This window comes from Microbacterium keratanolyticum, assembly GCF_016907255.1.
Lineage (GTDB): Bacteria > Actinomycetota > Actinomycetes > Actinomycetales > Microbacteriaceae > Microbacterium > Microbacterium keratanolyticum.
In genome coordinates this window covers 677498-695614 of record NZ_JAFBBQ010000001.1, presented here as the reverse complement: position 1 = coordinate 695614, position 18117 = coordinate 677498, and the positions used below count along the sequence as shown (strand labels likewise).

19 protein-coding genes and 2 riboswitches are annotated in these 18117 nt (G+C 68.2%); of the genes, 8 read left to right on the top strand and 11 right to left on the bottom strand.

Features of this window, described 5'->3' with window-relative positions; genetic code table 11:
- Positions 1-99: 99 nt before the first annotated feature.
- Positions 100-182, top strand: a riboswitch (ZMP/ZTP riboswitch).
- A 70-nt stretch (positions 183-252) separates the two neighbouring features.
- Together glyA and JOD62_RS03385 are read left to right on the top strand one after the other, a co-directional pair.
- Positions 253-1527, top strand: coding sequence for a serine hydroxymethyltransferase (gene glyA / locus JOD62_RS03390; RefSeq protein WP_204937913.1), 1275 nt, complete (start codon positions 253-255; stop codon positions 1525-1527).
- A gap of 98 nt (positions 1528-1625) precedes the next feature.
- On the top strand, positions 1626-2510 hold the full coding sequence (locus JOD62_RS03385; protein WP_204937912.1) for a bifunctional methylenetetrahydrofolate dehydrogenase/methenyltetrahydrofolate cyclohydrolase: 885 nt from the start codon (positions 1626-1628) through the stop codon (positions 2508-2510).
- A gap of 3 nt (positions 2511-2513) precedes the next feature.
- On the opposite strand, the gene JOD62_RS03380 is transcribed toward JOD62_RS03385, so the two are convergent.
- Entirely contained in the window at positions 2514-3065 is a 552-nt protein-coding gene (locus JOD62_RS03380) for a hypothetical protein (protein ID WP_204937911.1), read from the bottom strand.
- Positions 3066-3085: 20 nt separating this feature from the next.
- Positions 3086-3652: a TetR/AcrR family transcriptional regulator gene (locus JOD62_RS03375; protein ID WP_239526532.1), complete on the bottom strand. Its 567-nt coding sequence runs from the start codon at positions 3650-3652 to the stop codon at positions 3086-3088.
- A gap of 89 nt (positions 3653-3741) precedes the next feature.
- Here JOD62_RS03375 and JOD62_RS03370 point away from each other — a divergent pair, with 89 nt between their 5' ends.
- Entirely contained in the window at positions 3742-4218 is a 477-nt protein-coding gene (locus tag JOD62_RS03370) for a DUF4188 domain-containing protein (protein WP_204937910.1), read from the top strand.
- A 100-nt stretch (positions 4219-4318) separates the two neighbouring features.
- On the top strand, positions 4319-5662 hold the full coding sequence (locus JOD62_RS03365) for an anaerobic C4-dicarboxylate transporter (protein WP_204937909.1): 1344 nt from the start codon (positions 4319-4321) through the stop codon (positions 5660-5662).
- 14 nt (positions 5663-5676) lie between these two features.
- Here the strand turns inward: JOD62_RS03365 and JOD62_RS03360 are convergent, their stop codons facing one another.
- The 4 genes from JOD62_RS03360 to thiE all read right to left on the bottom strand — a co-directional run bounded on the left by JOD62_RS03360 (position 5677) and on the right by thiE (position 9565).
- Positions 5677-6765 (bottom strand): N-formylglutamate amidohydrolase, encoded by a 1089-nt coding sequence (locus tag JOD62_RS03360; RefSeq protein WP_239526531.1) that lies wholly within the window; start codon positions 6763-6765, stop codon positions 5677-5679.
- A 51-nt stretch (positions 6766-6816) separates the two neighbouring features.
- Positions 6817-7527, bottom strand: coding sequence for a DUF6882 domain-containing protein (locus JOD62_RS03355; protein WP_204937907.1), 711 nt, complete (start codon positions 7525-7527; stop codon positions 6817-6819).
- A 49-nt stretch (positions 7528-7576) separates the two neighbouring features.
- A complete protein-coding gene (locus JOD62_RS03350) occupies positions 7577-8803 on the bottom strand; it encodes an MFS transporter (protein ID WP_204937906.1) in 1227 nt (408 codons plus the stop codon).
- Positions 8804-8884: 81 nt separating this feature from the next.
- Positions 8885-9565, bottom strand: a complete 681-nt coding sequence (thiE, locus tag JOD62_RS03345) for a thiamine phosphate synthase (RefSeq protein ID WP_204937905.1) — start codon at positions 9563-9565, stop codon at positions 8885-8887.
- Positions 9566-9577: 12 nt separating this feature from the next.
- Positions 9578-9680, top strand: a riboswitch (TPP riboswitch).
- Here thiE and thiO point away from each other — a divergent pair.
- From thiO to JOD62_RS03325, 4 genes are all read left to right on the top strand, one after another.
- Positions 9673-10860, top strand: coding sequence for a glycine oxidase ThiO (gene thiO, locus JOD62_RS03340; RefSeq protein WP_204937904.1), 1188 nt, complete (start codon positions 9673-9675; stop codon positions 10858-10860). Its footprint overlaps the riboswitch before it by 8 nt.
- Positions 10861-10862: 2 nt before the next feature.
- Entirely contained in the window at positions 10863-11111 is a 249-nt protein-coding gene (gene thiS, locus JOD62_RS03335) for a sulfur carrier protein ThiS (RefSeq protein ID WP_204937903.1), read from the top strand.
- A gap of 1 nt (position 11112) precedes the next feature.
- A complete protein-coding gene (locus tag JOD62_RS03330; protein WP_204937902.1) occupies positions 11113-11922 on the top strand; it encodes a thiazole synthase in 810 nt (269 codons plus the stop codon).
- Complete coding sequence (locus JOD62_RS03325; RefSeq protein WP_204937901.1) at positions 11919-13067, top strand: ThiF family adenylyltransferase; 1149 nt, start codon at positions 11919-11921, stop codon at positions 13065-13067. The genes JOD62_RS03330 and JOD62_RS03325 overlap by 4 nt, the downstream gene beginning before the upstream one ends.
- Before the next feature lie 37 nt (positions 13068-13104).
- On the opposite strand, the gene JOD62_RS03320 is transcribed toward JOD62_RS03325, so the two are convergent.
- The 5 genes from JOD62_RS03320 to JOD62_RS03300 form a co-directional block, all read right to left on the bottom strand.
- Positions 13105-13908: an aldolase/citrate lyase family protein gene (locus tag JOD62_RS03320; protein WP_204937900.1), complete on the bottom strand. Its 804-nt coding sequence runs from the start codon at positions 13906-13908 to the stop codon at positions 13105-13107.
- Entirely contained in the window at positions 13893-14678 is a 786-nt protein-coding gene (locus tag JOD62_RS03315) for a 2-keto-4-pentenoate hydratase (protein ID WP_204937899.1), read from the bottom strand. The genes JOD62_RS03320 and JOD62_RS03315 overlap by 16 nt, the downstream gene beginning before the upstream one ends.
- 87 nt (positions 14679-14765) lie before the next feature.
- Entirely contained in the window at positions 14766-15929 is a 1164-nt protein-coding gene (gene hpaD, locus JOD62_RS03310; RefSeq protein WP_204937898.1) for a 3,4-dihydroxyphenylacetate 2,3-dioxygenase, read from the bottom strand.
- A gap of 14 nt (positions 15930-15943) precedes the next feature.
- On the bottom strand, positions 15944-17440 hold the full coding sequence (hpaE, locus tag JOD62_RS03305) for a 5-carboxymethyl-2-hydroxymuconate semialdehyde dehydrogenase (protein ID WP_204937897.1): 1497 nt from the start codon (positions 17438-17440) through the stop codon (positions 15944-15946).
- The gene (locus JOD62_RS03300) at positions 17440-18117 is read right to left on the bottom strand and encodes a GntR family transcriptional regulator (RefSeq protein WP_204937896.1); all 678 of its coding nucleotides are present in this window, start codon (positions 18115-18117) and stop codon (positions 17440-17442) included. Before JOD62_RS03300 ends, hpaE begins: the two co-directional genes overlap by 1 nt.

Genomic DNA, 18117 nt, shown 5'->3' with positions numbered 1-18117 from the left:
ACAGGATCTTCGCGTTTTGTCGAATCGTTTCGATTCTCATTCGCGGCGGAGGCTGCGCCGGAAACAGGCGAGGGCAACCGCCCAGGCATCCGCTAAGCTTTCAGGCGTCGCGACTGGCGTCTGGGTGGGCTACCACCGGGGAGCGACCGTTACGGATTCGACCGCGCGCCTGGGCCGATGAGTTGTTGTAGACACGTCCGCCCTACGGACGCGCACCGAGACCCATATCCCGTAACCGTCCGAGGAGGACGCATGACCGACAAGTTCTTCAACGCCCCGCTTTCCGAAGTCGATCCCGAGATCGCACAGGTCCTCGACCGCGAGCTGGCCCGTCAGCAGACGTTCCTCGAGATGATCGCCTCCGAGAACTTCGTGCCCGTCTCGGTGCTGCAGTCGCAGGGCTCGGTGCTCACGAACAAGTACGCCGAGGGCTACCCGGGGCGTCGCTATTACGGTGGCTGCGAAGAGGTCGACGTCGCTGAAGAGCTCGCGATCTCCCGCGCAAAGGCACTGTTCGGTGCCGAGTTCGCCAACGTCCAGCCCCACTCGGGTGCCACGGCCAACGCGGCCGTCCTGCACGCGATCGCCCGCCCCGGCGACACCCTGCTCGGCCTGTCGCTCGACCAGGGCGGTCACCTGACGCACGGCATGAAGATCAACTTCTCCGGCCGTCTCTACAACATCGTCGCCTACGGCGTGAATCCCGAGACGTCGACGATCGACATGGAAGAGGTCCGTCGCCTCGCGATCGAGCACAAGCCGAAGGTCATCGTCGCTGGCTGGTCGGCATACCCGCGCACCCTCGACTTCGCCGCGTTCCGCGCGATCGCTGATGAGGTCGGCGCCCTCCTCTGGGTCGACATGGCGCACTTCGCCGGTCTCGTCGCCGCAGGCCTGCACCCGAACCCCGTGCCGCATGCGCACGTCGTCTCATCGACTGTGCACAAGACGATCGGCGGTCCGCGCTCGGGCTTCATCCTGACCAACGACGAAGACCTGGCGAAGAAGATCAACACCGCCGTGTTCCCGGGGCAGCAGGGCGGCCCGCTCATGCACGTGATCGCCGCCAAGGCGACCGCGTTCAAGATCGCCGGCACCCCCGAGTTCAAGGAGCGCCAGGAGCGCGTCCTGCGTGGCGCGGCGATTATCGCCGAGCGCCTCTCGCAGCAGGATGTCAAGGACGCCGGCATCGCCGTGCGCTCCGGCGGCACGGACGTGCACCTCGTGCTCGTCGACCTGCGCGACGCCGCGATCGACGGCAAGCAGGCGGAAGACCTGCTGCACGAGATCCACATCACCGTCAACCGCAACGCGGTTCCGAACGATCCGCGTCCGCCGATGGTCACCTCGGGTCTGCGCATCGGCACCCCGGCCCTCGCGACGCGTGGCTTCGGCGACGCCGAGTTCATCGAGGTCGGTGACGTGATCGCCCTCGCGCTGCTCCCCGGTGCCGACATCGAGGCGCTGCGCGCTCGCGTGGACGCTCTCGCCGCGGCCTTCCCGCTGTACCCCGACCTGCAGCAGTAACTCGGCCGTTCTGCGCGAGAAGCCACTCTCTGCACGAGACATCGTGGCAGATGTGGTTTCTCGCGCAGAGGGTGGTTTTTGACGAATAGGAACATGAGATGACGGCGAAGGTCCTCGACGGCAAGGCCGCTTCGGCGGCAATCAAGGAAGAGCTCACCGAGCGCGTTGCGGCGCTCCGCGCCCAGGGGATCATCCCGGGCATCGCGACGGTGCTGGTCGGAGCCGACCCGGCATCGCAGCTCTACGTGGGCATGAAGCACAAGCAGTCTGAAGCGATCGGGATGAACTCGATCCAGCGCGAGCTGCCCGCGGATGCAACGCAGGAAGACGTGGAGCGCGTCATCGACGAGCTCAACGCCGACCCGACGTGCCACGGCTACATCGTGCAGCTGCCCCTGCCTAAGCACATCGACACCGACGCGATTCTGGAGCGGATCGATCCGGCGAAGGATGCCGATGGACTGCACCCGACCAATCTCGGTCGACTCGTGCTGAACGTCAACACCCCGATCGAGACGCCACTGCCGTGCACGCCGCGCGGCGTCATCGAACTGCTGCAGCGCAACGGCTATGACCTCAACGGCAAGCACGTCGTCGTCGTCGGTCGTGGCGTGACGATCGGCCGCCCGATGGGGCTGCTGCTCACGCGCCGTGACATCAACGCGACCGTCACGCAGGTGCACACAGGAACGCCTGACATGTCGCCCTACTTGCGCCAGGCCGACGTGATCGTCGCGGGAGCGGGCGTCAAGCACCTGATCCGCGCGGAGGACGTGAAGCACGGTGCGGCCGTGCTCGACGTCGGCGTGACGCGGGAGACCGATCCCGAGACCGGAAAGTCGCTCGTCTTCGGAGATGTGCACCCGGATGTCGCAGAGGTCGCAGGTTTCGTCTCGCCGAACCCCGGCGGCGTGGGGCCCATGACGGTGGCGCTGCTCATGACGAACGTCGTCGAGGCTGCGGAGCGCGCCGCGCAGCAGTGATTGTCAGAGCTCGTCGAACAGGCGTCGCTGCTCTGGTGTGAGGCCGTCCGCGAGTTCCTCGCGGGCGGCCTTCGTCGTTGGCGCCCCTGGAGTGGACGGGGAGGCGTCGGGTCGAGACGTTCCGCGCACCGAGGTGCCGACCCGATCGTAGAGCTGGCCGGCTTTCGCCTCGATCCGATCATCGATGGCGTCGTAGATGATCCAGGCGATCAGCAGTGCCAGCGGCGGCAGGACGTATCCCCAGAAGAAGCCGCGAACGTGCACGCCGCTGAAGATGACGGTCAGAACCCAGATGATGAGCTCGACCAGGAAGACCAGGACGTACTGCACGACCTTCTCGCCGACCCGCGTGCGGTCACTCGCGGACTTGGCGGCGGCGTTGCGGAAGATCTTGGTGAGCAGCGGCTTGATCAGCAGTGCCGCGGCGGTGAGCACCACGCCGGCCCACAATGCGTGCCAGCCGACGGACACCTGAGGCATGAGCAGGCCGATCGCCAGCAGCACGACCACCGTGAACGCGTAGAGCGAGACGGCGCGAACGATGCGGTTCTTCATGCACTCAGCGTGGCACAGCTTCACCGAGGGGGAAAGGCGCGCTCGATGGTGTCGAGAACCGTCTCGTAGACGGCGTCGGCGTCGATCTGCACGGGAACGACGCCTGCGAGTTCGAGGCTGACTGCGCCGTGCACCTGTGCCCAGACGGTGATGGCGTTGCGAAGACCCTCATCGTCGATGGACGCTGTCGCGGCCAGGGTGCGTGCGAGGGGGAGCAGGGCGCTCGGCGCCATGGCGGTTCCGGAGGAGTGCATGTCGTGGACCAGCTGCGCTCCGCCGAACATCAGGCGGTACAGCGCGGGATTGGCGAGCGCCCAGCGTCGATAGGCGATGCCCAGAGCCCGCAGACCCTCGGGTTCCGCGTCGCTCTGCGCCCGACTGAAGGAGGCGAATCCCTCTTCGATCACGGCGGTGAGCAGCTCGCCCTTGCCTCCGAACAGGCTGTACACGGCTGACGTCGACGTCTCGGCACGCTGCGCCACGTCGCGGAGTGAGACGCGCGCCGGTCCGTCGCGGTCGACGATCTCGACTGTCACGTCGAGCAGCCGGCGGCGAAGGGCGTCGTCGTACAGCGGGGGTCTTGCCATGCGGTCCACAGTATCGTAACGTCGTTTCAAAACAGTGTTTTGTAACAACGTTATCCACTTGGTGGCGACGCAAGCGAAGGAGACAACCCATGGCTGAACAGGTCTTTCCCGGGCGCTACACGGCGTCACCGGATCGGTCCGACATCACCGTGTTTCTGATCGGCATGCGGGCGAATCGCTGGTGGAAGCTGGGCGCGGTCTGGCGCACGGCGCGGCGCATGACCCCGATGCTGCATCACCTCGACGCCCATCCGGAGGCAGGGATGCTGGGCGCGCGGAGCTGGTTCGGCCGGACCACGCTGTTGCTGTCGTACTGGGAGAGCCCCGAGCATCTGCAGCGCTTCGCAGCGGACCGTGATGCGCCACACCTCGCGGCGTGGCGCGACTTCGCACGCACCGCGCAGGGATCGGGCGATGTCGGGGTGTGGCACGAGACCTATCAGGTGCCCGTCGCGGACTTGGAAGCCATCTATGCCGACATGCCCGCCTTCGGCCTCGCCGGTGCGACCCGCCACGTCCCGATCTCTGCGGGGAACAACACCGCACGCCAGCGGCTCGGGCGCTGACGCGTTCTGGGCGGCGCCGTCAGAGGGCTCTGAACGATGAGGGGGTTCTGCGCACGCGCTGGAGCCAATATGCTGACCGCAGTCAAGGTCAGGGGGAGCTGTGGAGATCGCACTGTTCGTCGTACAGCTGCTGGTCGTGCTGGGCTGCATCGTCATGGGCACCCGGTCCAGCGGTGTGGGGCTCGGGCTCTGGGGAGGCACGGGCGTCGCCCTGCTTGTCTTCGTTTTCGGGCTGACTCCGGGCTCGCCCCCGGTGGATGCTCTGCTCATCGTGCTCTCCGTTGTGCTCGCCGCATCGATGATGCAGTCGGCAGGAGGCATCGACTGGATGGTCTCGGTTGCGGCCAAGCTCATCGCCCGGAGCCCCAAGCAGATCACTCTCGTCGCCCCGCTCGTGTCGTTCCTGTTCTCCGTAGGCGCGGGCACCTCGAACATCCTGTACCCGCTCCTGCCCGTGATCCAGGACCTCGCCTATCGCAACGGCATCCGCCCTTCGCGTCCGCTCTCCCTCTCCGTCGTCGCGACGGGTGTCGCACTCGCGTGCAGCCCGGTGTCTGCGGCGATGGCGGCGATGGTCACGCTCACCGACACCGCCCCGTGGGACTTCGAGCTGATCGACATCCTCAAGGTGACGATCCCGGCCGCCGTCGTCGGCATCGTGATCGCGAGCTTTGTCGTGAACAAGCTCGGCAAAGAGCTCGCCGACGACCCCGAGGTGCAGGCAAAGATCGCCCGCGGTGAGATTCCTGCGCCGAGTGGCAGCGCCGCGGCAGTCCGTGCCGAGGTGACGGTGACGACGGCGGGACGCAACGCCGCCATCATCTTCCTGCTCGGCGTTGCCGCGATCGTCATCTTCGGCCTCTTCAAGGGGCTGCGACCGCTCGATGGCGACGGCAACCCCGTATCGATGACCCCCATCATCGAGATCGTGATGTTCGTCGTCGGCACGATCATCCTGCTCGTCTCGCGGCCCAAGGTCGGCGAGATTCCGACGATGTCGGTGTTCAAGGCCGGTATGGTCTCAGCCATCGCACTGTTCGGTCTCGCCTGGCTGACCGACACCTTCCTCGGCGCGCACACCGAGCTCATCGCGTCGAGCGTCGGAAGCTGGGTCAGCGCGGCGCCGTGGATCTTCGCGCTCGGCGTCTTCCTGGTCTGTGTGCTCACGACGAGCCAGTCGACAGCGACTCGTACGATCGTGCCGATCGGTCTTGCCGCAGGGATCCCGCTGGGGGTGCTCTCCGGGATGTGGGCCGGGGCGTTCGCCGGCATCTACCTGCTGCCGACCAACGGCTCGCAGATCGCCGCGGCGAACTTCGACACCTCGGGAACGACGAAGCTCGGCACGAAGCTCGTCGACCACTCGTTCTTCATCCCCACGCTTGTGCTGGCGGTCGCGACCATCGCTGCTGGTGCACTCTTCGGACTGCTCTGGGGTGGATGATCCGCCAGGTCTGATCAGCTCGCGCGGTACAGATCCCAGCTGCGCTTGCAGGCCTGAGCGATCTCGTCGACGTGCGTCGGGTCTTCCGTGATCCAGTCGGTGCCGGGCTCATGCAGGACGGCTGTGGCGGCATCGCCCAGAAGGAACTCGCGGAGGAACTCGGCCTGCACGGCGTCGAGCTGCGCGCCCGTGCGCGCCGCGTCCTTCGCGACCTCGCGGAACCGCGCCCCCGCGGCGAGGATCTCCTGGCTGCCGAGGTAGGGCTTGTTGAGGGCGACATCGTCGGCCTGAGACACCCGGAAGCCCGCACGATGGGCCTCCGCGAGCGCTCGCAGGCGTGCAGCATCCATGGTCGGCGGATCCGCGGGGTCGCGGCTCTCGCCGCGAGATCCGCCGCGGTTGGAGAGTGCGACGACACGGGGGAGACGGTCCTTCTCCGCGCGAGGCACTGACACCGCGCCTTCCCGCGTCGTCGTCGTGTTCATCGTGTCGTGGAAGGAGAGCCGTGTGAAGGATGAGCCCGTGCGCAGCGCGCGCTCCAGCATCCGCTCGCTGAGTGCGTCGCGCACCCGCTCGTACACGCCGAGACCGCGTTCTCCGACCTCGACGAATGTGGAGACCAATCGGTGGAGGGCATCGTCGTCTTCCGGCACCTCGAGGATCGGGAAGAACGAGAACGTCACGGGGCGGATGGCATCCACACCGCTCAGATCCACCTTCTGCCATGCCCCCGCGGCACGCGTGCGTTCGATGGCCGTCGCCAGATCGCCGGCGATGTCGGCGGGCCGTGCCCTGTTGGGGTCGCGGACGAGACGCGGGTGCGGGTTGACGACCGCCACGACGCGGGGATCGATCGCCGCCCAACGCCGGACGATCGCCGCGGTGGCGACGTCGGTGAAGTCGTACTGCAGACGACGCGTCAGCGCAGGGGAGAGGAAGGGGGCCAGCTCTTCGGGGATCGCCGCACCGGCGTGCGGGGCGCTGATCAGGACGTCGGCCTCGGTGAGCGCCTGCTCGAGAGAGCGCCGTTCAGGATCGGCGTAGGCCGTGATCTCCTCGGCGGTGAAGGTGTGTCCTGCCGGAATCAGGTCGAGGGCGCTCATGCGCACATGCTACTGACGTGCGCCGTGGAATGGCAGGGGTAGGTGCGCAGCTCAGACAGTGGCCTCGATACCCGTGATGCGCGCGTTCTCATCGAAACGCACGGTCGCGGATGCCGTGGCATCGGAGATGATCGCACCGGTGAACGCCTCATCCGTCCACTGCAGGTTCCAGCCGGCGAGGCGGGCCAGATTCCACAGTGCCGTGCGCGGGTCGCTCAGGGGCACGGAGGCGATGACGCGAGGCAGCGCCGTGAGGGCGTCGGCGACAGTAAGGTTCGGGAGAGGCGCATCGAGCAGGAACACCGCACGGGTGCCGCCCTCGACAGGCGCCGAGAAGTAGGGGGCCCGACCGGTGAGCTCGACCGCGGCGCCGGCGACGGTGTGCGCGGCCTGCGCGATCCAGTCGTCCAGCTCACCCTCGATGCTCTCGGGGAACGGGACCTCGGCGGTTGTCAGCGTGACGTTCTGCACCGCAGCGCCCGCGTCGCGCAGCTGCGTGGCGACCGTGGCATCCGCGCCGTTCGGCTGCGCCCAGGCCCAGCGCAGGGTGCGCGGCTCCGGGGCGATGGTCGCGATGAGGTGCGCGCCGACGACGACCGGATGCTCCGGCGTGGCGTGCGGGGTGAAGGTGATCGTTCCTGCGGTGAGGTCGGCGTCCCAGCGGTGCGCGTTGCCTCCGATCGCATCGAGAAGCGCCTCCTGACGCAGTGCGGAGTACAGCGCGGCACGGTCGGCGAGGGGTGCGAGATCTGCGAAGCTCATGACCTCAGTGTCGTCGGCGAAGCTATGAAACGCCAGGGATGATCGCCGGTCACCGCGCGGCGAGAGCGCCGTCTGCGCGACCCATCCGCCAGACGCTCGGCACCAGCAGCGTGGAGAGGGCGACGACCGCGTACACGATGGCGGAGGCGACGAGAAGTGTTCCGGCATCGACATGCGTGATGAGCCAGCCGAACGCGAGAGTGCCGATCGGGATGGCGACGAAGCTGCCGAGCATGTCGTAGCTCGACACCCGCGACAGCTTCTCGACGGGCACGTTCTCCATCATCGCGACGCTCCAGCCGGTGCCGAAGACCTCCATGCCCGCGCCAGCGACGAACGCCGCGATCGCGACGAGAACGACGGCGGGATGCACTCCGAGCATGGTGAGCGGCAGCGCGAACGCGGCCATGCCGATCATTCCCCACCGCAGCGGGCGTCGCAGCGGAAGCCACATCAGCAGGAGCGTCATGACGAGAACGCCTGCGCCTTCGGCGCTCACGACCCATCCCCATCCGGCGATGCCCAAGAGCGGGTCGTTGTTGGCGATGAACGGCCCTGCGACACCCCACGCGCCGGCATGGATCGCGTTCATGATCATGAACGCGAGCACGACCGTCCACAGCCAGGGGCGCATCCAGAACTCCCGCCAGCCGGTGCGCAGGTCGGCGAGCATGGTCGCCTTCTCGGCCTGAGCGGGAGGCGGGAGCTTCACCATGGCGAGGATGGGGATCGCGGCGAGCCATCCCGCCGCCTGCACCACCATCGCCCACGCCGGACCCGCGGTCGCGACGAGCACTCCGGCGATCGCGGGCCCGCCGATCGTGACGGCAGAGCGTACGAACGAGAGCATCGCATTGGCCTGCTGCAGGTGTGCGGGCGTCGTCAGCTGGGGGATGATGCCCTGCATCGCGGGGAGCACGAAGGCGGAGGACGCACCGTTGACGGCGGCCAAGAGCGCGATGAGGGGAACGGTCGCTGTGCCGGTGAAAAGCAGCACGGCGACCGTGCCGATGGACAGGATGTCGAAGACGTAGCAGGTCTGGATGATCAGCGCCCGAGGGAGGCGGTCGGCGACGACGCCGCCGATGAGCAGAAAGACGATGTTGCTGATCGTGAATGCCGCCAGCACTCCTGCCAGCGACGTCGCCTCATTGTCGATCTGCAAGACCGCGAAGGCGAGCGCGATGGACGACATCGAGCCGGTGACCATCGTGATCGTGCGAGCGAGGAAGAACCAGCGGAACCCGCGATCCTGCATCGCAGCGAGGCCGCGCATCAGTGGGGGCTCCTTGCGTGCGGCATCCGCTCATCCTTTCACGGGTCCTCCGACGGTGCGAAAGGGGAGCGGGCGCGGTGCTCAGTCGAGCTGTGTGCGCAGCGCCTGTGCGGCGGCTGCGGGGTCGTCTGCTTCCGTGACAGCGCGGACGACGACGACTCGGGAGGCGCCGGCGTCGGTGACCTCGCGGAGCCGGGGGCCTGGGGCGATGCCGCCGATCGCGAACCACGGCTTCGTGGTCTTCAAGTTCGAGACAGTCCGAAGCGGATCGAGCCCGACGGCTGACCGACCCGGCTTCGTCGGGGTCTCCCAGACCGGACCCGTGCAGAAGTAGTCGAGATCGGCGTCGGCGTCCGCCTCGGCGGCCTGTGCGGCCGAATGCGTCGAACGGCCGATGATCACGTCGGGACCCAGCAGGGTGCGCGCCTGCGTGGTGGTCAGATCGCCCTGGCCGACGTGGAAGACGTCGGCACCGACGAGGGCGGCGACATCGGCGCGGTCGTTGACGGCGAAGAGCTTGCCGTGCCGTCGTGCCACGCGAGCGAGCACCTGCAGTGCTTCAATCTCGGCGCGGGCCTCCAGACCCTTGTCGCGCAGTTGGATGATGTCGACGCCGCCCGCATACGCCGCGTCGAGGAAGGACTCGAGATCGCCCGTCTCGGTGCGAGCAGTCGTGCAGACGTAGAGGCGTGCGTCGTCAAGGAGCGCACGGCGGTGTGCGCGGACGCCGGACGCCGTGGGTGCGAAGGAGGAAGCAGGCATACGCCCTAGAGTAGAGGGGTCCGCGGGAGCCCAGGAGAGGGCTGAGAGGGCCACGTGCCGACCGCTGAACCTGAAACGGATCATGCCGTCGTAGGAAAGGGCACGCAATGCGCATCGTTGTGATCGGCGCCGGAGTCGTCGGCTTGGCGACGGCCTTCGAGCTGCGGGAGCGAGGGCACGACGCGATCGTCCTCGATCCGAACCCTGCGGGCGGTGCGAGCCGGGCGGCCGCGGGGATGCTCGCGGCGGTCACAGAGACCGAGTGGGCACAGGACGCGCTGCATCCGCTGATGCGGGACGCTGCACACGCCTACCCCGATTTCCTCGCGCGGCTGACGGCAGCGGGTGGCGACGCCGTGGGATACCGGGAGACGGCGACCCTGGCGGTGGCGGTGGACGCAGCCGACCGCGAGACCCTGACGGGGCTGGCGGTTCTGCAGCAGCAGGGCGGTGCGGTCGTGGATCGGATGACGGGATCGCGGGCTCGAGAGCGTGAACCCTCCCTCGGCCCGGCGGTGTCCGCCGCGATGGGAATCGCCGCGGATCATCAGGTCGATCCCCGGCAGATGGCGGCGTCGCTTCTGCGGGCGCTGGGCGCGGGCGTGCGCCGCGAGCAGGCTGTGCGCGTCTCGACGGACACCCCGATCGGACGGGAGCCGGCGCACCGCTGGGTGCATCTCGCCTCCGGTGATGCTGTCCCCGCCGACGTCGTGATCGCAGCGACGGGCCTGGGCCAGGTGGAAGGAGTCCCCGCGCTGCCGGTGCGCCCGGTGTGGGGAGACATTCTCCGGTTGCGTGTGCCCGAGGCGCTGCGCCCCCTGTTGACGCACACGGTGCGCGCGCTCGTCCGCGGGCGCTCGGTCTATCTCGTTCCCCGTGAAGACGGAACCCTCGTCGTCGGCGCCTCGGTTCGCGAGGGCGGCGTCGCGGGCGTGCAGGCGGGAAGCGTGCTGGCCCTGCTGCGCGACGCCCAGACCGTGGTGCCCGGCATCGAAGAGTGCGAGGTCATCGAGATGATGGCGCGGCCACGGCCGGGGAGCCCGGATGCGACGCCGCTGATCGGCGTCGTCGAGCGCGGCCTCATCGTCGCGAACGGATTCGACCGTCACGGTGTGCTGCTCGCGCCGCTCGGCGCCCGGCTCGTCGCGGACCTCGTCGAGGGGCGCGCCGTCGATCCGGCCGTCGCCGCGGCTGTGCACCCCTCGCGTTTCCATCCTGCGGACGTCCGCCAGGTGCTCCCGGATCTCACTCCACCCGCGGTCGCCGTGCTCGACGGCGCCGGAATGAAAGGCTGACGATGACGACAACCCAGACCGTGCGCGTGAACGGCGAGGAGCAGGCGGTGGCCGCAGATGCCTCCCTGCTCGACCTCGTGCGCACCATGACCGGTCACGAACTGCGTGCCGACGGTTCCCGTGCAGACGGCGGACGACTGGGCGTCGCGGCCGCGGTCGGCGGCACCGTCGTGCCCCGCGGCCGTTGGGGCGCGCAGGCGCTCGCCGCGGGCGACGAGGTCGAGATCGTCACGGCTGTGCAGGGAGGCTGAGATGACGACCACTCTGGCACCCGCAGACATCTTCACCGTCGCCGGGGAGAGCTTCGACTCCCGGCTCATCATGGGCACGGGCGGCGCGTCGAGCCTCGCCCTGCTGGAGGCGGCCCTCGTGGCGTCCGCCACCGAGATCACTACAGTCGCGATCCGTCGGTTCTCACCCGAAGGTCGCGATTCGGTCTTCGCGATGCTGGAGCGGCTGGGCGTGCGCGCGCTGCCGAACACCGCCGGGTGCTACACGGCCCGAGACGCGGTGCTCACTGCCCAACTGGCGCGCGATGCGCTGGAGACCGACTGGGTGAAGCTCGAGGTCATCGCCGACGAGGACACGCTGCTGCCCGACCCCGTCGAGCTGTTCCGTGCGACGGAGGAGCTCGTCGCGGACGGCTTCCGCGTCTTCGCTTACACGAACGACGACCCCGCCTTGGCGAAGCGCTTGGAGGATGTCGGCGCGAGCGCCGTGATGCCCGCCGGATCGCCGATCGGCAGCGGGCTCGGCATCCTGAACCCGCACAACATCGAGACGATCGTGGCGCGTGCGTCGGTGCCGGTCGTGCTCGATGCGGGCGTCGGAACAGCATCGGATGCGGCGCTCGCCATGGAGCTCGGCGTCGACGCCGTGCTTCTTGCCAGCGCCGTCACTCGCGCGCAGGACCCGATCGCGATGGCGCGTGCGATGAAGGCCGGGGTTGAGGCGGGACGCCTGGCACGTGCTGCCGGCCGCATCCCGAAGCGTCCGCTCGCGCTCGCCTCCTCGGCCGCCGATGGACTCATCGCCGCCCGTCCCTCGGAGGCCGATCTGTGACGCTCCCTCCGCTCGTCGCTCCCGGTCCGGCGCTGCCCCCCGAACGTGCTGCGCGGTTCGCCCGGCACCTGCCGCTACCGGGTATCGGGGCCGAGGGGCAGCGCCGCATCGCGCACGCCCGTGTGCTCGTGATCGGCGCCGGAGGCCTCGGTGCACCCGTGCTTCAGTACCTGGCCGCCGCCGGCGTCGGGCACATCACGGTGATGGATGACGACCGGGTCGAACGGACGAACCTGCAGCGGCAGGTGCTGCACGGAGAGGCCGATCTCGGAACCCCCAAAGCAGAATCCGCGCGACGCGCGATCGCGGCGTTGGATCCGCAGGTTCACGTCACCGCCCATGCCGAGCGGCTCCGCCCGGACAACGCTCTCGCCCTCTTCCGTGCGCATGATCTCGTGCTGGACGGCGCCGACAACTTCGCCACCCGCTATCTCGTGAACGATGCCGCCGAGCTCACCGGGACGCCGGTCGTCTGGGGGAGCATCCTCCGGTTCGCCGGGCAGCTGAGCGTCTTCTGGCCCGGCCGCGGGCCGATGCTGCGCGACCTGCATCCCGACATCCCGGACGAGGACTCCATCGCCGACTGCGCGACGGGTGGGGTGTTCGGCGCACTCTGCGGTGTCGTCGGCTCTGCCATGGCCGTCGAAGCACTCAAGCTGATCTGCGGAGTGGGCGAGCCGCTCGTCGGACGCCTGGCGCGCTACGACGCACTGGCCGGACGCTGGAGCGAACTGCGATTCGGGATCGATCCTGATCGTCCCGCCGTCGCCGACCTCCAGGAGGTGACGCTGCGCTGCGCGGTGCCATCGACAGGACGACCCGATGACATCTCGGCGGGGGAGGTCGCCGCGCGACTGCGCAGCGCAGAGCCGGGGCTGGTCGTCGTGGATGTGCGCACGGCGGACGAGCGGGAGGCCGGTTCGATCGAGGGATCGCATCATGTGCCTCTTGACCGGGTGCTCGCGCAGGGCTGGTCTGCGCTGGTTGCGGTGCTGGGTGCAGAGGCACACGACGGAGGCGACATCGTGATCACGTGTCAGGGAGGCATCCGCTCTGCGCGGGCGATCGATGCTCTCGCCGCGTCCGCACCGAGCGGCACATCCCTGCGCAACCTCGCCGGGGGAATGAGCGCGTACTCGGGGTGAGGCGTCGATTGGACACCTCACCCCGAGTCTCTGCGCGTCAGTAGCTCGCGCGACCGGCGTCGTCGGACGAGGGGATGAACCGTGCGGCCAGCGCCTCCGAGGCGCGGGCCAGCAGTGCGACATCCGCCCCGACGGCGACGAAATCCGCACCTTCGGCGATGTACGACTCGGCGGCGATCGGATCGAAGGCGTTGACGCCGACCGGCGTGCCTGCGGCTGCGACCGCGGCGAAGGTGCGGGCCACAGCGGCGAGCACCTCGGGGTGCGTCTGCTGACCGAGATACCCCATGGACGCGGCAAGGTCGGACGGACCGACGAACACCGCATCGACGCCGTCGACGGCGGCGATCTCGGCCGCAGCCTCGACCCCCGCGGTCGTCTCGATCTGCACCGTGAGCGAGATGTGCGCGGATGCCTCGGCGAGATAGTTCTCGACGCGGTTCCAGCGTGCGCTCCGGGCCAGAGCGCTGCCGACGCCGCGGACGCCCTTCGGCGGGTAGTGCATGGCGCGGACGGCGGCTTCGGCTTCCGCAGCGGAGGAGACCATCGGCACGATCAGGTTCTGCGCGCCCAGATCGAGCACCTGCTTGATGAGCACCTGGTCGTTCCACGGCACACGAACGAGCGGCGTGATCGGGTAGGCCGCGGTGACCTGCAACTGAGACTGCACGCTGTCGAGCGTGTTCGCCGAGTGCTCCATGTCGATCAGCAGCCAGTCCAGACCCGAGCCTGCGGCGATCTCGGTCATGACAGAGCTGCCCGCACACCCCCACATGCCGATGAGCGCACGTTCGGACGCCGCGAGGGCCTCACGAAAGGACGGGCTCAGATGAAGTGGCATTCGATCGTTCCCATCGGTCCGTAGTCGCACAGCACCTGGTCGCCACGAGACACCCACATGGGCCGTGTGAAGGACCCCGCCAGGATGATCTCTCCTGCTTCGAGACGGGAGCCGTGCTGATGGAACTTGTTGGCGAGCCAGGCGACACCGGTTGCGGGGTGGTTGAGCACGCCCGCGGCCACTCCGGTCTCCTCGATCTCGCCGTTCTTGAACAGGAGCCCCGGAACCCAGCGCAGGTCGATCTCATCCGGGCGCTTGTGCACATCACCGAGCACCATCGCCCCGTAGGCGGCGTTGTCGCTGATCGTGTCGACGATCGTGCGCCCTTCGAGTTCGATGTGCGAGTTCAGGACCTCCAGCGCCGGGACCGCGTAGTCGATCGCAGCCAGTGCGTCCTCGAGCGTGCAGTCCGGACCCTCGAGAGGCGTCTTGAGCACGAACGCCAGCTCGACCTCGATCCGCACGTTCGAGAAATGATCGACGGGGATCTCATCTCCCGAGCGGTAGACCGTGTCGTCGAACATGACGCCGTAGTCGGGCTCGGAGATTCCCGTCGCCTGCTGCATGGCCTTCGAGGTGAGGCCGATCTTGCGGCCCACGAGGGTGCGGCCGGCCGCGACCTGCTGGTCGCGCCAGACGCCCTGGATCGCGTACGAGTCCTCGACCGTGGCCTCCGGATAGCGCGCGGTGATGCGCGGAATCACGCCGTGCGTGCGGTCGGCCTCAGCGAGCTCGGCTGCGATCTGCGAGATGTCTTCTGGTGACAGCATCCGTCCTCCTTCTGTGAATCGAGTGGTCAGTTTCGGCAGGTTCTCGAGCGAAATGGTGCCGAAACTGACCACTCGATGGGGTGGGGGTTAGAGCTGGTGGCCCAGCTTGTACTCGCCCTGCTTCCATTCGGGCATGGCCTCGTCGTCGGCGGCGCGCGTGTACGAGAAGCCGTCGGCGCCGATCGTCACCGCCATCTCGGAGGAGTCGGTGCGCGCGACGACGGGCTGCGGGTTGCCGTCGAGGTCGAGCACCAGGCTGCCGTCGGTGTACCAGGAGGGAACGACCGGGTTGCCCCACCAGTCGCGGCGCTGGTTGTCGTGCACGTCCCAGGTGACCACGGGGTTGTCGGGGTCGCCGGTGTAGTAGTCCTGCGTGTAGATCTCGACGCGGTGGCCGTCAGGGTCGCGCAGGTACAGGTAGAACGCGTTGGAGACACCGTGGCGGCCGGGGCCGCGCTCGATCGCATCCGAGCGGCGGAGCGCGCCGAGCTTGTCGCAGATCGCCAGGATGTTGTGCTTCTCGTGCGTCGCGAAGCACACGTGGTGCATGCGCGGGCCGTCGCCGCCGGTCATGGCGGTATCGTGCACGGTGGGCTTGCGGCGCATCCACGCGGCGTAGACCGTGCCCTCCTCGTCCTGGATGTCCTCCGTGACGCGGAAGCCCAGGTCCTGCATGTACTTCACGGCACGCGGGACATCGGGGGTGATCTGGTTGAAGTGGTCCAGACGCACGAGCTCACCGGGGATGTGCAGGTCGTAGCGCCACGACATCCGCTCGACGTGCTCGGACTGGTAGAAGAACTCGTACGGGAAGCCGAGTGGGTCTATCACACGCACCGAGTCGCCGATGCCCTTGACGAAGCCATCCTTCTCACGACGGACCTCGCAGCCGAGCTCCGTGAAGAACGCCACGGCCTTGTCGAGGTCCTCCGGCGTGCGCACGCGGTACGAGAACGCACGCACGGCGGCGAGCTCACCCTTGCGCAGGATGAGGTTGTGGTGGATGAACTCCTCGGTCGAACGGAGGTAGATCGCCTCGTCGTCCTCCTCCGTGACGTACAGGCCGAGGACGTCGACATAGAACTGCCGGGATGCGGCGAGATCGGTGACGATCAGCTCCATGTACGCGCAGCGCAGGATGTCCGGTGCCGGAGCCTTCGGGGTGGGGGTTGGGTTCTCACACTCGATCGGAGCCTCCTGGCTCACCCAGAAGCCGGAGGAGGTGAGGGTGCGATCCTTCATGTTCGTCATGACAGCGTCCTTGCTCAGTTCTTGCCGAAGGTCGGGTTGTGGGGTGCGCCGAGCGTGATGTGCACGCTCTGCTGGTCGGTGTAGAAGTCGATCGAGCGGTAGCCGCCCTCGTGGCCGAGGCCCGAGGCCTTGACGCCGCCGAACGGGGTGCGGAGGTCGCGCACGTTGTTGCTGTTCAGCCACACCATGCCCGCCTCGATGGCACCTGCGAAGTTGTGCCCGCGGCGCAGGTCGTTCGTCCACACGTAGGCGGCGAGACCGTAGGCGGTGTTGTTCGCGAGCGCGAGCGCCTCCTCCTCGGTGTCGAAGGGCGTGATCGCGACGACCGGGCCGAAGATCTCCTCCTGGAAGATGCGGGCGTCGGGGGAGACGTCGGCGAAGACGGTCGGGGCGACGAAGTTGCCCTCGTCGAAGCCCTCCGGGCGCCCGCCGCCGGCGACGAGGCGTCCTTCGCTCTTTCCGATCTCGACGTAGCTCATGACCTTGTCGTAGTGCTCGGGGTGCACGAGCGCGCCGACCTCGGTGGCGGGGTCGTTCGGGAGACCGACGCGGATGCGCTGCGCCTGCGCCGCGTAGCGCTCGACGAACTCGTCGTAGATCGAGCGCTCGACCATGATGCGGGAACCTGCGGTGCAGCGCTCGCCGTTGAGGGAGAAGACGCCGAAGATGCACGCGTCGATCGCGACGTCGAGGTCGGCGTCTGCGAACACGACGGCCGGGCTCTTGCCGCCGAGCTCCATCGAGAGGCCCTTGAGGAAGGGGGCCGCGTTGCTGAAGATGAGCTTGCCGGTTCCGCTCTCACCCGTGAAGGAGATGAGCGGGACGTCGGGGTGCTTCACGAGGGCGTCACCCGCGTCTTCACCCAGGCCGTTCACGAGGTTGAAGACGCCCTTGGGCAGGCCTGCCTCCTCGAAGATGCCGGCCCACAGGGACGCAGACAGCGGCGTGAACTCGGCGGGCTTCAGCACGACCGTGTTGCCGGTCGCGAGGGCCGGGCCGAGCTTCCACGACTCGAGCATGAAGGGCGTGTTCCAAGGCGTGATGAGACCTGCGACGCCGATCGGCTTGCGGTTGACGTAGTTCATCTGCTTGCCGGGAACCTTGAAGGCGTCGTCGGCCTGCGCGACGATGAGGTCGGCGAAGAAGCGGAAGTTCTCGGCGGCGCGGCGAGCCTGCCCCAGTGCCTGCGTGATCGGCAGGCCCGAGTCGAAGGACTCCAGCTCGGCGAGGCGGGCGTCGCGCGACTCGACGATGTCGGCGATGCGGTGGAGCACGCGCGAGCGCTCACGCGGGAGCATCCGGGGCCAGGGGCCTTCGGCGAACGCACGCTTGGCCGCTTCGACGGCGCGCTCGATGTCGGCCTTCTTGCCCGCCGCGGCGTGCACGTAGGTCTTGTTGGTCACCGGGTCGAGCACCTCGAAGGTGTCGCCGTCGACCGAATCGACGAACTCGCCGTCGATGTAGTGCTGGATCTTCTCCGGCAGGTCTGCGGGAATACGCGAGTCGGTCATCATCGTCCTTCTGTCTTGCGGGAATCGGTGGGTGTGGGGTGCAGCGCGTGGAGGAAGGCATCCATCGTGCGCCAACGGTGGTTGCGGGCGGCGAGCTCGATCTCGATCGGCTCTGCGCCCGCGCGGATGAGTTCGAGGATGCGGGTGTGCTCTTCGACGGAGTGCTGAGCACGACCGGGTACGTAGGCGAAGGTCGTGTCGCGGATGCCGGACAGGCGCGCCCAGCCGCGGTGCACGAGGTCGAGGATGTGCGGGTTCGGGCACGGCTCGTAGAGCACGGAGTGGAACTCGCGGTTGAGGTCGGTGAAGATGTGCGCGTCGAAGTGGTCGAGCAGCGCCTTCATGCGCTCGTTGATCGCCTCGGCCCGCGCGAGGGTGTCCTCGTCGAGAAGGGGTGCCGACAGCGACGTCGCCGCGCCTTCGACGATGCCGAGCGTCTGCATCGTGTGCGCGTACTCGCTCTGGTCGACGAGGGTGACGCGTGCTCCGACATTGCGCTCGAAGGTGACGAGTCCCTCTGCCTCCAGCCGTCGGATGGCCTCGCGCACGGGCACGACGCTCATGCCGAGTTCGTCGGCGATGGCGCCGAGGACGAGGCGATAGCCGGGGCCGAATTCACGAGCGCTGATGCGCGCGCGCAGCCAGACGTACGCCTGTTCGGACTTGCTTCCCGTCAT

Excerpts from the sequence above, each read along its gene's own strand:
- JOD62_RS03350 (WP_204937906.1), bottom strand. The coding sequence starts at position 8,803 with ATGCGCGGCCTCGCTGCGATGCAGGATCGCGGGTTCCGCTGGTTCTTC.
- JOD62_RS03320 (WP_204937900.1), bottom strand. The coding sequence starts at position 13,908 with ATGCCACTTCATCTGAGCCCGTCCTTTCGTGAGGCCCTCGCGGCGTCC.
- thiE (WP_204937905.1), bottom strand. The coding sequence starts at position 9,565 with ATGCCTGCTTCCTCCTTCGCACCCACGGCGTCCGGCGTCCGCGCACAC.
- JOD62_RS03330 (WP_204937902.1), top strand. The coding sequence starts at position 11,113 with ATGACGACCACTCTGGCACCCGCAGACATCTTCACCGTCGCCGGGGAG.
- JOD62_RS03300 (WP_204937896.1), bottom strand. The coding sequence starts at position 18,117 with ATGACGGGAAGCAAGTCCGAACAGGCGTACGTCTGGCTGCGCGCGCGC.
- JOD62_RS03375 (WP_239526532.1), bottom strand. The coding sequence starts at position 3,652 with ATGGCAAGACCCCCGCTGTACGACGACGCCCTTCGCCGCCGGCTGCTC.
- JOD62_RS03315 (WP_204937899.1), bottom strand. The coding sequence starts at position 14,678 with ATGCTGTCACCAGAAGACATCTCGCAGATCGCAGCCGAGCTCGCTGAG.
- JOD62_RS03385 (WP_204937912.1), top strand. The coding sequence starts at position 1,626 with ATGACGGCGAAGGTCCTCGACGGCAAGGCCGCTTCGGCGGCAATCAAG.
- JOD62_RS03370 (WP_204937910.1), top strand. The coding sequence starts at position 3,742 with ATGGCTGAACAGGTCTTTCCCGGGCGCTACACGGCGTCACCGGATCGG.
- hpaD (WP_204937898.1), bottom strand. The coding sequence starts at position 15,929 with ATGACGAACATGAAGGATCGCACCCTCACCTCCTCCGGCTTCTGGGTG.
- hpaE (WP_204937897.1), bottom strand. The coding sequence starts at position 17,440 with ATGACCGACTCGCGTATTCCCGCAGACCTGCCGGAGAAGATCCAGCAC.
- JOD62_RS03380 (WP_204937911.1), bottom strand. The coding sequence starts at position 3,065 with ATGAAGAACCGCATCGTTCGCGCCGTCTCGCTCTACGCGTTCACGGTG.
- glyA (WP_204937913.1), top strand. The coding sequence starts at position 253 with ATGACCGACAAGTTCTTCAACGCCCCGCTTTCCGAAGTCGATCCCGAG.
- thiS (WP_204937903.1), top strand. The coding sequence starts at position 10,863 with ATGACGACAACCCAGACCGTGCGCGTGAACGGCGAGGAGCAGGCGGTG.
- JOD62_RS03360 (WP_239526531.1), bottom strand. The coding sequence starts at position 6,765 with ATGAGCGCCCTCGACCTGATTCCGGCAGGACACACCTTCACCGCCGAG.
- thiO (WP_204937904.1), top strand. The coding sequence starts at position 9,673 with ATGCGCATCGTTGTGATCGGCGCCGGAGTCGTCGGCTTGGCGACGGCC.
- JOD62_RS03355 (WP_204937907.1), bottom strand. The coding sequence starts at position 7,527 with ATGAGCTTCGCAGATCTCGCACCCCTCGCCGACCGTGCCGCGCTGTAC.